The following is an 11,321-nucleotide window of genomic DNA, read 5'->3' as shown; positions in this document are numbered from 1 at the left end:
AGAATGAACGGAGAGTTGGAAAAGGATAGCGCCCGTGGTCCGATGGATGTCCGTCGGATCATGGCCGCGCTCCCGCATCGCTACCCGATGCTTCTTGTTGATCGGGTTGTGTCGCTGGTGCCTGGGCAGTCGATCCATGCGGTCAAGGCTGTCACCATGAACGAGCCTTTTTTCCAGGGGCATTTTCCGTCGCGGCCGATCATGCCGGGAGTCTTGATCGTGGAGGCGATGGCGCAGGCTGCAGGCGTTCTCGCGGTCGATTCGATGGATCTCGCCGACAGCGGAAAGCTCGTTTATTTCATGAGTATCGACGGCGCGAAATTCCGCTCGCCCGTCGAGCCGGGCTGTCTGCTCGACCTGTTTGTTGAAGCGACCCAGTTCCGGGGCGCTGTCTGCAAATTTTCGGGCAAGGCGATGCTGGGCGACAAATTGGCAGCGGAAGCCAATTTCGTTGCCATGATTGCCGATCCGCCCAAGGATTGAGCCGGCACCAACGGACTTGCACTGGCGCGCCGAAACCGCTAACGGCGCGCCTTCGTATATTTTCGCATCCGGCCGTTCGGAAACCGGCCATATAAGGAGCATAGTCGCCATGAAGGCCGATACCCATCCCGATTATCATTTCATCACCGTCCAGATGACCGACGGCACCACCTTCCAGACCCGTTCGACCTGGGGCAAGGAAGGCGATACGATGGCGCTCGACATCGATCCCAAGTCGCATCCGGCCTGGACCGGCGGACAGCGTCAGTTGGAGCAGGGCGGTCAGGTTGCGCGTTTCAACAAGCGCTTTGGCGGCCTGACGCTGAAGAAATAATCGGCCTTTCGGACCGGATGAAGGGGGCGCCTGTAAAGGCGCCCTTTTTATTTCGGGCGCGGGTTCCGATTTCCGGCCAGCCGCGGGAGGCGCTCAGGCTGCGCGTTCCTCGTCCAGAAATGCCGCCACATCGGACAATGCAACGTCCTTGGACAGGAAGGTCTGGCCAATCCCTCGCGCAAGAAGAAAGGGAAGGGTGCCGGCCGCCATTTTCTTGTCGTGGAGCATATGGCCAACCAGCGTCGGTCCGTCGGCGGTGACGTGCGCGCTGGAAAGGTCGTGGGGTAACCCTACCGATTTGAGGTGCGCGGTGACGCGCTCGGCATCGCCGGCGGAACACAGGCCGAGCCGCGCCGAATAGCGGAAGGCAAGCGCCATGCCCGCCGCGACGCCTTCCCCATGCAGCAGCATGTCCGAAAATCCGGTGTCGGCTTCCAGTGCATGGCCGAACGTATGGCCAAGGTTGAGCAGCGCGCGGCGCCCCGATGTTTCCCGCTCGTCGTCGGCGACGATCGCCGCCTTGGCCCGCACGCTCCGTTCGATTGCCCGGGTACGCGCTTCGGGGTCGCCCGCCAGAAGGTCGCCGCCATGCCGTTCGCACCAGGCGAAGAACTCCGCGTCGTCGATCAGCCCGTATTTCACGACCTCGGCATAGCCGGCGCGCGTTTCACGGTCCGGCAGGCTGTCCAGCGTTGTCGGGTCTATCAGCACGAAGGCGGGCTGATGAAAACTGCCGATCAAATTCTTGCCGGCTTTCGCATTGATCGCGGTCTTTCCGCCGACCGAGGAGTCGACCTGTGCCAGCAGGGTGGTCGGCACCTGCACGAAATGGCAGCCGCGCTTGAGGATCGAAGCGGCAAAGCCGACCAGATCGCCGATCACGCCGCCGCCAAGCGCAATCACGTGATCGCCACGCTCGATCTCCAGCGCCAGCAGTGCATCGAGCAATTGTTCGAGATGGTGCCAGCTCTTGGTCTGTTCGCCGGCCGGCAGGAGGATCGGCGCAATCCTTGTCTCGGCCGCTCTCAGGCCGGCGTCCAGCCGTGGCAGTTGCGCGGCGGCCACGTTGTCATCCGTGACCACGACCAGTCGGCCCTTCCGCGCATATTTGGCAAGCAGGGCGCCGGAGCGATCCAGCGACCCCGATTCGATCAGTATGTCGTAACTGCGCTCCCCCAGGGCGACGTTGACTATTGCCATTGGGTCAGTTGCTCCATGATCCGCTCGACCGCCGTTTCGTGCGGCGCGGCTATGCTTTTGACGTGAATAGGGGCGAGCGCGTAGACCGGGTTGCGCAGCGCCGCCAGTTCGGTGAGCACGGCGCGCGGATCGCGATTCTTGAGCAAGGGACGGCCTTCGCGGCGGGATACGCGATCGACCAATATGTCGATGTCGGCGTCCAGCCATATGGCGGTCGCCTGATCGAGGATCAGCGCGCGCGTGTCATCCTGCATGAACGCGCCACCGCCGGTCGCGATGACTTTCGGTGCGCCGTCGAGCAAGCGGGCGATGACACGCCGCTCCCCGTCGCGGAAATAGGGCTCGCCATAGCGTTCGAATATTTCGGTCACGCTCATGCCGGCGGCCTTTTCGATCTCCTCGTCGGCATCGACGAAATGAAGGCCCAGACGGGCCGCAAGCCGGCGCCCCACCGTGGATTTTCCGACACCCATCATCCCCACAAGGACGATGGGGCCGCGCCTGGCCGGGCTCACCGGGATTTTGCTGTTTCGCTGCATGGCTTGCGGGGCTATACAGCCCCCCGTCACGGACGCAAATCGCATCTTTCCGGCTCTTTCAGGCCGTCTTTCGGGTCATCCGCAGTAAGGACATATGAAAAAGAACCGCAGCTACAGCAGTTTCGAAGGCAGCGCGCGGCGTCGCGGCCGGGGACTGCCGATAATCCCCATCGCTCTTCTGATCCTCCTTGTCGCGCTCCTGGCGTTTCTTTGGTCGCGTGGCGGCGAAAGGCCGCAGCAGCCGGTTGAGAAAGTCATTCCCGCCGACAAGTTGGGCAAGTAATCCGCATGCGGCGTTTGGGGGGCAATGCGAAATGGGCGGTGGGCAGCTTCGCGCTGGCGTTGACCCTGCCGGTAATCGCACAACAGGCGCCTGAATCCCTTTTGCCACCCGGCTTCGGGGATCCGCCCGAGGCGCCCGCACCCGCATCGTCGCCAACCGTCCCGCAGCCGGCCCGTCCCGCCGGGCAAGCGCCCGCTGCGCTCAATCCGAGCACGCCGCCGAACCTGGCGCTGACGCAACCGGGTGACGCGGGGGACGAGCCGGATCGGGATGCGACGGCAGAGGAGGAACTGACGCCTGCGGAACTGGCCGCGCAGCGGGCCAAATATGACTTGCCCGATGGCGCGCGCCGGTCGCTCGACCGCATCGGCCCGTTGACGCCCGAGACGCGCGGGTTTGAACCGGACGCTTTCGGACAGCAATCGGGCAAATATCTCGCGACTTTGATGAAGCTGACGCACGCGCCCATCGTGTCGCGCTGGGCATCCATCCTGCTTCGCCGTGCGCTGCTGACCGCGACCGATACGCCGGGCGATATCAACGGCGCTGACTGGGCGGCGGAGCGTGCATGGCTGTTGCTGCGCATGGGCGAGGCGGACAGCGCACGCCTGATCGTGCAGAGCGTCGATCCCGATCAGTATAGCCCGCGTCTCTACGCCATCGCGATGCAGACCTATCTCGCGACCGCGGATCCGGCGGGACTGTGCCCCTTGTCCGATGGTGCGTTGCGAACCAGCAAGGAACCGGGCTGGGACATGACGCGCGCCATCTGCCCGGCCCTGTCGGGGGATCAGGGAACCGCCAGCGGAGCGCTTAATCAGGCGCAAAGGCGCGGTGTCGTCCGCGGGGCCGACTATCGACTCGCGGAAAAGGTGGTGGGCGCCGGTTTCAACGCGCGCCGTTCGGTCACTGTCGACTGGGAGGGCGTCGACCGACTGACCGCGTGGCGCTTTGGTCTGGCGACGGCCCTCAATGTCGAAATTCCCGAAGCGTTGTATGCGACGGCCGGACAGCATGTGCGGGCATGGGAAGCCCGCGCGCCCGCGCTGACAGCGGCGCGTCGCCTGCCCGGTGTGCAGGTTGCCGCGCGACTGGGTGTGTTCTCGAATGCGGCTCTTGTCGGATTCTACGGAGAATTGGGTACGGAAGGGGACGCCCCTTCGGATGCTACTGACCGGATCGATGCGTTGCGGACGGCTTATGCCGGCGCGACCGTGGGGGATCGTATTGCCGCCATGCATCGCTGGTGGGGTGATACGGCCGAGCCCGACTATCTCGGACTGATCGCGACCGCGCGTGCCGCTGCCGCGCTGCCGGTTGCGCAGGCGGACGCCCAGGATGCCGCGAACCTTGTCGCGGCGATGCTGACAGCCGGCTATGATCGCAATGCGGCGCGCTGGGGGCGGGCAATCGGCCGCTTGAGCGGAGACGGCCAAAGCCGTTTCTGGGCGTTGCTGGCCGTTGGTGCGCCCAGCCCCGTGGTGGAGATCACCCCCGGTCGCGTGTCGAGCTTCATCGACGATGCCGGCGCTGAAAAGGGACGCATGGTCATTGCCGCCCTGGCCGGACTGGCGCGGCTGTCCGCCGATCAGGCGGCTTCGCTCGCGCAGGATCAGGGTTTCAGTCTTGCCGCCAACAGCCGCTGGGCGCGCACGATCAACGCCGCCGCGCAGCGGGGCGAGAAGGCGACGGTGGCGCTGCTCGCTGCCGTAGGGATGCAAACGCGCGACTGGGATCGCCTGCCACCCGCGCACCTCTATCATATCGTCGCCGCCCTGCATCGCGTGGGCCTTGATCCCGAAGCCCGCATGATCGCGGCCGAGGCGATCACACGGACGGGCTGATGGATGATGATCGTGCCTTGATCGACCGCTTCCTGGAGATGATGGCGGCCGAACGAGGGGCGTCACGCAACACATTGCTGGCCTATCGCCGCGATCTGGAGGGTGTCCGCGCGACCGTTGGCTCGCTCGCATCGGCGTGCAAGGCGCAACTGGGCGGTCTTGCTGCGGCCTGGGAGGCTTTGGCTGCGTCCTCGGTGGCGCGCAAGGTATCGGCGCTGCGCGCCTTCTATTCCTTTCTGGAGGAAGAGGGCATGCGCGGCGACAATCCGTCTTCCGCCTTGCCGCGTCCGGTTACGAGAAGGCCTCTGCCCAAGATACTCTCCACCGGGGAAGTCGATTCCTTCTTTGCCGTGATTGCCGAACGGATGGCCGTGGAGCACCCGGCACCGCTGGATATACGCCTGTCCGCGCTGATCGAACTTCTCTACGGGTCGGGCCTGCGCGCGACTGAACTCATATCCTTGCCGCGTCGCGCGCTGGCGACGGATCGGCCATTTCTCATTTTGCGCGGCAAGGGGGCACGGGAACGGCTCGTTCCGATTTCGGACCGGGCGCGCGCGGCGGTCGCGACCTGGCTTCCTTATGTTCCCGTCGACAGTCCCTGGCTTTTTCCGTCCGGGAAGTCGCATCTAAGTCGTATTCGCCTTTACCAGATGGTGAAAGCGCTCGCCGCGGCGGCGGGTATTCCGCCAGAACGGGTCAGTCCGCATGTGCTGCGGCACGCGTTCGCGACCCATTTGCTGGAAGGGGGGGCGGATCTTCGCGCCCTGCAATCGATGCTGGGTCATGCCGACATCGCCACCACGCAAATCTATACGCATGTCGATAGCCGCCGCCTGGTGGAACTGGTTAACCGGCGGCACCCGTTGGCCGCGATGACGACGGTCAGGCCGCATCGCCGCGTTGACGGCGACGCACAGGCGCCCTAACGCCATGCGCCATGGTTAGCTTTCTGGAATTTGAAAAGCCCATCGCGGAACTGGAATCGCGGATCGTTGAACTGCGTTCCACCGCCGATGCGAGCGAGATCGATATCGACGGCGAGATCGCGACGCTGGAGCAGCGCGCGGCCAAGATGTTGCTGGATACCTATGCGAAATTGACGCCCTGGCAAAAGACACAGGTTGCACGCCATGCCGACCGCCCGCATTTCAAGGATTATGTCGCGGGCATGTTCGACAATTTCATGCCGCTGGCAGGCGACCGCGCGTTCGCGGACGATCAGGCGATATTGGGCGGATTTGCGACGCTGGGCGAGCGGCGGCTCATGGTTATCGGCCACGAAAAGGGCGACGACACCGCCAGCCGGGTCCGGCACAATTTCGGCATGGCGAAACCGGAAGGGTATCGCAAGGCGATTCGCCTGATGGAACTTGCCGACAGGTTCAATCTGCCGGTCGTGACGCTGGTCGACACATCGGGTGCCTTCCCCGGCGTGCAGGCGGAAGAGCGCGGCCAGGCAGAGGCGATTGCGCGCTCGACCGAAGCCTGCCTGAAGCTGGGGGTGCCCATGGTAGCCGCAGTAGTCGGTGAGGGCGGTTCGGGCGGAGCGATTGCACTGGCTGCGGCGAACCGCGTATTGATGTTCGAACATGCGGTCTATTCGGTGATTTCGCCCGAAGGGTGCGCCTCCATTCTCTGGCGAACCGCGGACAAGGCCAGCGATGCCGCCACGGCGATGCAGGTCACTGCGCAGCATTTGAAGGCCCTGGGCGTGATCGACCAAATCGTCGCCGAGCCGGTCGGCGGCGCCCATCGGGACCCCGTACAGGCGATCGCCAATCTGGGCGCTGCCATCGAAGCGGAACTGGAAGCGCTGGCGAGCATGGACCGCGATGCGCTGCGGATCGACCGGGCTGACAAGTTTCTGGCTATCGGTGCCTGACAGGTAGCGGTAGCGGCTCCGCCCGACGCGGAACGATGCCCCTGCCTGTTTGTTGCTTGTCTGCAACGGTAAGGGATAGGGATGGACTGGAAACATAATATGGGCCTGACGATGGCCAGCTTGCTGGCGCTCGTCGCGCCCGGGGTCATCGGACAACAACGGGCGATTCGGACCGTCTCCTCCATCAGCGCCGCGGACAAGACGAGCGGAGCGAAACAGCATCCGGAATTGCTGAAGGAATTTGGCGGCGCCTATTCTGGAGGTCAGGCCGCCTATGTAGAAACGGTCGGTCGCCGCATCGCCGTCCAGTCCGGGCTATCGAATGCGCAGGGCGACTTTACGGTCACCTTGCTCAACTCTCCGGTCAACAACGCGTTCGCGATACCGGGAGGATATGTCTATGTGACCCGGCAGCTCATGGCCTTGATGAACGACGAAGCCGAGCTGGCGGGAGTGCTGGGTCATGAGGTAGGCCATGTCGCGGCCCGCCATGGTCAGCGGCGGCAACAGGCGGCGCAGCGAAATGCCATAGGCGGAGCCCTGTTACAGGTGCTGAGCGGTGCCCTGTTGGGAGATTCCGGATTCGGCAGCCTGATCCAGAAGGGAATCGGGACCGGCAGCCAGTTGCTGACGCTCAAATTTTCGCGAAGCCAGGAATATGAGGCGGACGATCTTGGCATCCGCTATCTTGCGTCGGGCGGATACGATCCGCGCGCCTTGTCGGACATGCTGGCGTCGCTTGCCGCACAAAGCAGTCTGGACAGCCGGGTAGCGGGCGGCGCTCGGTCTATGCCCGAATGGGCGAGCACGCATCCCAACCCGGCAGCACGCGTCACGCGGGCCGAACGCAATGCCCGCAATACCAGCTCAACCAGCACGGTTCGCAACCGCGATGCTTTCCTGAACGCACTCGACGGCGTTCTTTATGGTGACGATCCGAAGCAGGGCGTGATCGAAGGCAGTCGCTTCCGCCACCCCGACCTGCGGATCAGCTTCGTGGCGCCCGACGGATTTGGCATGGAAAACGGGACGAACGCCGTTTCCATCACCGGTTCGGGCGGGCAGGCGCAATTTGGATCTGCGCCCTATGGCGGCGACCTCAACGCTTATGTCGCGCAGGTTTTCGCGACGCTCGGCGGGAACGGAGCCGTTCCCCCGGGAGAGGTCAGTCGCCTCGTCGTAAACGGCATCCCGGCAGCATGGCGGACAGTGCGTGCGACCGCCCAGTCATCCCAGGTTGACGCAACGGTGTTCGCCTACGACCTTGGTGGCGGGAAAGCCTATCATTTTCTTCTTCTGACCCCGGCGGGACGCGGCATAGGCCCCTTTGCCTCTATGGTTCAGTCTCTCCAGCGCTTGTCCGCGGCGGACGCTGGCGCGATCAAGCCGCGCCGCGTATCCGTCGTCACCGTAAAGGCGGGTGATACGGTGCAATCGCTGAGCAAACGCATGGCCTATCAGGACTATGCGCTGGATCGATTTCTGACGATCAATGCCCTTACGGCCAACAGCGTGCTGCGGCCCGGGCAACGAGTGAAGATCGTCACCTGGTAGGCAGACACGAAAAAGGCGGCGGACATGAAGCCCGCCGCCTTCCGATTTCGACAAAGTGCCGGGCTTACTTCAGGTTGCCCGAAACGTTGTTGAAGGTGCTGCCGAGCTTCGAGCCCAGGCTGGTCATGGCGCCGATGGCGGCGACGGCGATCAGAGCGGCGATCAGGCCGTATTCGATCGCGGTTGCACCCTTTTCATTCTTCAGCATCTTACGGACGAACTGCATGTGACGTCTCCTTGAGATAAAACTATGATCAACTACCCGGCCGCCCCGCATGAATTTTGGTGGTCAGCAAGGACGGCATTAGAGAAAGTCGGTTGAGAAAAGTTTAATGGGGAAGGAGGTATTGTCAGATATTGATGGTTAACGAGCCAATACTTCATTCGATACGTTACCCCACATCCCCGTGGTCTTGTTTGCGACGTTGGTCAGGGCGGTAATCATCGCCAAAACGACCATGGCAAGAATGAGTGCATATTCTACGGCCGTCGCACCGCGCTGACTGCGCACCAGCGCAGATCGGACAAGGATGTGAATGATCCGGCGCATACAGCCCCCATTTCGCTACAGACAGTCCCCATGGGAGATGTAAAGCAGCGAGGGTTAACAAAGCCCTTTCATCAGGAACGATATGACTGCTAATTCTGCCCTGCTTGTCGTTGCCGCCGCTTTGATCGATCCGGACGGCCGCATCCTGTTGCAGCAAAGGCCCCCGGGCACATCCATGGCCGGGCTGTGGGAATTTCCCGGAGGCAAAGTGGAACCGGGCGAAACGCCCGAAGCGGCGCTGGTGCGCGAATTGGAAGAGGAACTTGGCATCGCTACCCATGCAAGCTGCCTTGCGCCCGCCTGTTTCGCCAGCGAACCGATCGGCGACCGGCATTTGCTGCTGCTGCTCTATGTCTGCCGCAAATGGCAGGGGGTGGCGCAGGCGCGCCATGCAACGGCCCTCACATGGGTGCGACCGGCGCAGATGTACGGGATGCAGATGCCGCCTGCGGACTTGCCGCTGATCGGCCTGCTTGAAGCGTTGCTGTAATTTTGCCTGGTGGAGGGAGGAGGCCGGAATGCCTCCCCGCTTACCCTCAGTCTTCCGCCGGTTCGCTCTGAAGCTGGATATAATTATGGATGCCCATACGTTCGATCATCTCGAACTGGGTTTCCAGCGTGTCGATATGCTCCTCCTCGCTTTCGAGGATGTTCTGGAACAGATCCCGGCTCACATAGTCGCGGATCGATTCGCAATAGGCGATCGCGTCCTTGAGCGCCGGCAGGGCTTCATATTCCAGTTCCAGGTCCGCCTTCAAAATCTCCTCGACGGTCTCGCCGATCTTCAGACGGCCCAGCAATTGGAAATTGGGCAGCCCGTCGAGAAACAGAATGCGCTCCGCCAGCTTGTCGGCATGCTTCATCTCGTCGATAGACTCTTCATATTCGAATTTGGCCAGCTTCTTCACGCCCCAATGGCCCAGCATGCGGTAGTGCAGGAAATATTGGTTGATCGCCGTCAGCTCATTCTTGAGCACGTCGTTCAGAAATTCGATGACCTTCGGGTCGCCTTTCATGGCGCATTCTCCGGCTATGGTGAAACACCGGGAGCATAGGCGCTCTGCTGGCCGCTGTTAAGCCGCAAAGCCCATGATTTCAGCGGTTTTCTGCAACGCTAATGCGTCGGCTTCGCGTTTTGGAACGCGGGCACGCAGCGATATTGTTCAGACGGATGCGCGCTCGGCGGCGATGATGCTGCGGGCGAAGGGTACGCATTGGCCGCATTTCGGGCGACGCCCAAAACGGGCATAGGCGCTGCACGGCGTATCCGCGCCATCACGCACGGCTTCCTTCAGATCTTTCTCACGAATCGCATTACACACGCAAACGACCATCGAGCGGCTCTCCTGATGAGCAGGAGATAGCGCGACTGCTAATGGGTCGCAATAGTAAAATCACTTACGGTGCGGTCGGTCTGCCGATGCGGGCCAGCGCCCGCCAAAGGCGCTCCGCCGGCCCCTGGCCGAACCGTGCCGTCCACCAGGGTGACCAGAGCAGCATGATACTCCATGCCGGCAGCACGAACATGGGAAGCAGCGCGGGACGGACATGGCCGAAATTGCCGAGACCCCAGCCGTAGAAGATCGTCGTCATGATCAGGCTGGTGCCGAGATAATTGCTGAGCGTCAGTCTGCCCGTAGCAGCCAATCGAGCGACAAGGGGATGCTCCCGGTAGCGGAGAAAAAGCCACAGGATCAGCGAGGCCCAGGCTACGGTCAGCGGAATGCGGAACGGCAGCGACCATGCCAGCGCGACACCATAGGTCGTCAGGGGAGCGAAACCGCTCAACACCACCCATGAAGCCATGGTCGTCATGGCGATGAGGCCGATGGCGAAGCCGTGCCTTGCCGTGCGTCGATATTCTTCCCTGTCCCAACCCCCGGACAGAAAGCCCGATTTGAGCATCGCCATGCCCAGCAGCATGAAGCCCAGCGTCTCAAACGCGTTGAACAGAAAACCCCAAAGCCAATCGCCGGGTATCGCGAGAAGCTTCTCCCCAAGGATGCCACCGAAGCCGCCGCGATACAGTGCGATTTCGCGCTGATTGGTCGCCGCGTCGGGACTGGACAGCGCGGCCATGAAGCGGGCGAACCCGTCATGTGCGGTGCCGCCCGTGTCATGCCCCCACAGATAGAGACTGGCGACGAAAGCGGCGAGAATCAGGAATTGCAGCAGGAAGCAAAGAAAGGCGCGCTTGACCAGATCGAGGGGGTCAAGCTGGACAAACAATAATGCGATCAGCCCGGCCACCGCATAGACGCGCAGTATATCGCCCCACCAGAGCAGGAAATAATGCGCGCAGCCGATGACGAACAGCCATCCTGCGCGGACGATCTGTGCCCTGCGCCCGTCGCGCCCCGCCATCTCCTCCCGGTCGATCAGGAGCAGCATGGAGGCCCCGAACAGCAGGGCGAACAGGCCGCGCATCTTCCCGTCGAACAACAATAGGCCGATAGCCCAGAACAATATGTCCCCGGCCGAAAGCGATCCGCTGACCGCCGGATTGAAATAGGCGTTCTGCGGCAGGGCGAAGGCGGTGATATTCATCCACAATATGCCCATCACGGCGCAGCCACGCAGCACGTCCATGGCGGGGTTGCGATATGCGGTGGTCATGCGGCGACTTTCTTCAAGGGACTGGTCAGACGT

Annotated in this window: 15 protein-coding genes; 8 read left to right on the top strand and 7 right to left on the bottom strand. The window is 62.7% G+C overall.

Features of this window, described 5'->3' with window-relative positions:
- Positions 1-3 precede the first annotated feature (3 nt).
- Positions 4-483: a 3-hydroxyacyl-ACP dehydratase FabZ gene (gene fabZ / locus J3E64_RS11515; protein WP_253343027.1), complete on the top strand. Its 480-nt coding sequence runs from the start codon at positions 4-6 to the stop codon at positions 481-483.
- Positions 484-592: 109 nt separating this feature from the next.
- Positions 593-817: a 50S ribosomal protein L31 gene (gene rpmE / locus J3E64_RS11510; RefSeq protein ID WP_253342926.1), complete on the top strand. Its 225-nt coding sequence runs from the start codon at positions 593-595 to the stop codon at positions 815-817.
- A gap of 93 nt (positions 818-910) precedes the next feature.
- Here rpmE and aroB read toward each other — a convergent pair whose 3' ends face one another.
- Positions 911-2,017, bottom strand: coding sequence for a 3-dehydroquinate synthase (gene aroB / locus J3E64_RS11505; protein WP_253342924.1), 1,107 nt, complete (start codon positions 2,015-2,017; stop codon positions 911-913).
- The gene (locus tag J3E64_RS11500) at positions 2,008-2,556 is read right to left on the bottom strand and encodes a shikimate kinase (protein ID WP_253343025.1); all 549 of its coding nucleotides are present in this window, start codon (positions 2,554-2,556) and stop codon (positions 2,008-2,010) included. The genes aroB and J3E64_RS11500 overlap by 10 nt, the downstream gene beginning before the upstream one ends.
- A 94-nt stretch (positions 2,557-2,650) precedes the next feature.
- Here J3E64_RS11500 and J3E64_RS11495 point away from each other — a divergent pair, with 94 nt between their 5' ends.
- The 5 genes from J3E64_RS11495 (at position 2,651) to J3E64_RS11475 (ending at position 8,122) form a co-directional block, all read left to right on the top strand.
- Positions 2,651-2,839, top strand: a complete 189-nt coding sequence (locus tag J3E64_RS11495; RefSeq protein ID WP_253342922.1) for a hypothetical protein — start codon at positions 2,651-2,653, stop codon at positions 2,837-2,839.
- A gap of 5 nt (positions 2,840-2,844) precedes the next feature.
- Positions 2,845-4,683, top strand: a complete 1,839-nt coding sequence (locus tag J3E64_RS11490; protein WP_253342919.1) for a hypothetical protein — start codon at positions 2,845-2,847, stop codon at positions 4,681-4,683.
- The gene (locus J3E64_RS11485; protein WP_253342917.1) at positions 4,683-5,612 is read left to right on the top strand and encodes a tyrosine recombinase; all 930 of its coding nucleotides are present in this window, start codon (positions 4,683-4,685) and stop codon (positions 5,610-5,612) included. The genes J3E64_RS11490 and J3E64_RS11485 overlap by 1 nt, the downstream gene beginning before the upstream one ends.
- A gap of 11 nt (positions 5,613-5,623) precedes the next feature.
- Positions 5,624-6,568: an acetyl-CoA carboxylase carboxyltransferase subunit alpha gene (locus J3E64_RS11480; RefSeq protein ID WP_253342915.1), complete on the top strand. Its 945-nt coding sequence runs from the start codon at positions 5,624-5,626 to the stop codon at positions 6,566-6,568.
- An 81-nt stretch (positions 6,569-6,649) separates the two neighbouring features.
- The gene (locus J3E64_RS11475; RefSeq protein WP_253342913.1) at positions 6,650-8,122 is read left to right on the top strand and encodes a M48 family metalloprotease; all 1,473 of its coding nucleotides are present in this window, start codon (positions 6,650-6,652) and stop codon (positions 8,120-8,122) included.
- A gap of 64 nt (positions 8,123-8,186) precedes the next feature.
- On the opposite strand, the gene J3E64_RS11470 is transcribed toward J3E64_RS11475, so the two are convergent.
- Together J3E64_RS11470 and J3E64_RS11465 are read right to left on the bottom strand one after the other, a co-directional pair.
- Positions 8,187-8,348: a Flp family type IVb pilin gene (locus tag J3E64_RS11470; protein ID WP_253342911.1), complete on the bottom strand. Its 162-nt coding sequence runs from the start codon at positions 8,346-8,348 to the stop codon at positions 8,187-8,189.
- A gap of 138 nt (positions 8,349-8,486) precedes the next feature.
- Positions 8,487-8,672 carry a Flp family type IVb pilin gene (locus tag J3E64_RS11465; protein ID WP_253342909.1) on the bottom strand — a complete coding sequence of 62 codons (186 nt, stop codon included), beginning with the start codon at positions 8,670-8,672 and terminating at the stop codon, positions 8,487-8,489.
- An 82-nt stretch (positions 8,673-8,754) separates the two neighbouring features.
- Between J3E64_RS11465 and J3E64_RS11460 the strand changes: the two genes are divergently transcribed.
- Positions 8,755-9,162, top strand: coding sequence for a (deoxy)nucleoside triphosphate pyrophosphohydrolase (locus tag J3E64_RS11460; RefSeq protein WP_253342907.1), 408 nt, complete (start codon positions 8,755-8,757; stop codon positions 9,160-9,162).
- Positions 9,163-9,208: 46 nt separating this feature from the next.
- On the opposite strand, the gene bfr is transcribed toward J3E64_RS11460, so the two are convergent.
- The 3 genes from bfr to J3E64_RS11445 all read right to left on the bottom strand — a co-directional run bounded on the left by bfr (position 9,209) and on the right by J3E64_RS11445 (position 11,288).
- Positions 9,209-9,688 (bottom strand): bacterioferritin, encoded by a 480-nt coding sequence (gene bfr, locus J3E64_RS11455; RefSeq protein WP_253342905.1) that lies wholly within the window; start codon positions 9,686-9,688, stop codon positions 9,209-9,211.
- A gap of 147 nt (positions 9,689-9,835) precedes the next feature.
- Positions 9,836-10,006 carry a bacterioferritin-associated ferredoxin gene (locus tag J3E64_RS11450; RefSeq protein WP_253342903.1) on the bottom strand — a complete coding sequence of 57 codons (171 nt, stop codon included), beginning with the start codon at positions 10,004-10,006 and terminating at the stop codon, positions 9,836-9,838.
- Positions 10,007-10,070: 64 nt separating this feature from the next.
- Entirely contained in the window at positions 10,071-11,288 is a 1,218-nt protein-coding gene (locus tag J3E64_RS11445; protein WP_253342901.1) for a DUF418 domain-containing protein, read from the bottom strand.
- Between the last annotated feature and the right edge of the window lie 33 nt (positions 11,289-11,321).

The sequence above is a fragment of the Sphingobium sp. OAS761 genome (assembly GCF_024168485.1).
GTDB lineage: Bacteria > Pseudomonadota > Alphaproteobacteria > Sphingomonadales > Sphingomonadaceae > Sphingobium.
This window is presented reverse-complemented; position numbering and strand designations above follow the sequence as displayed.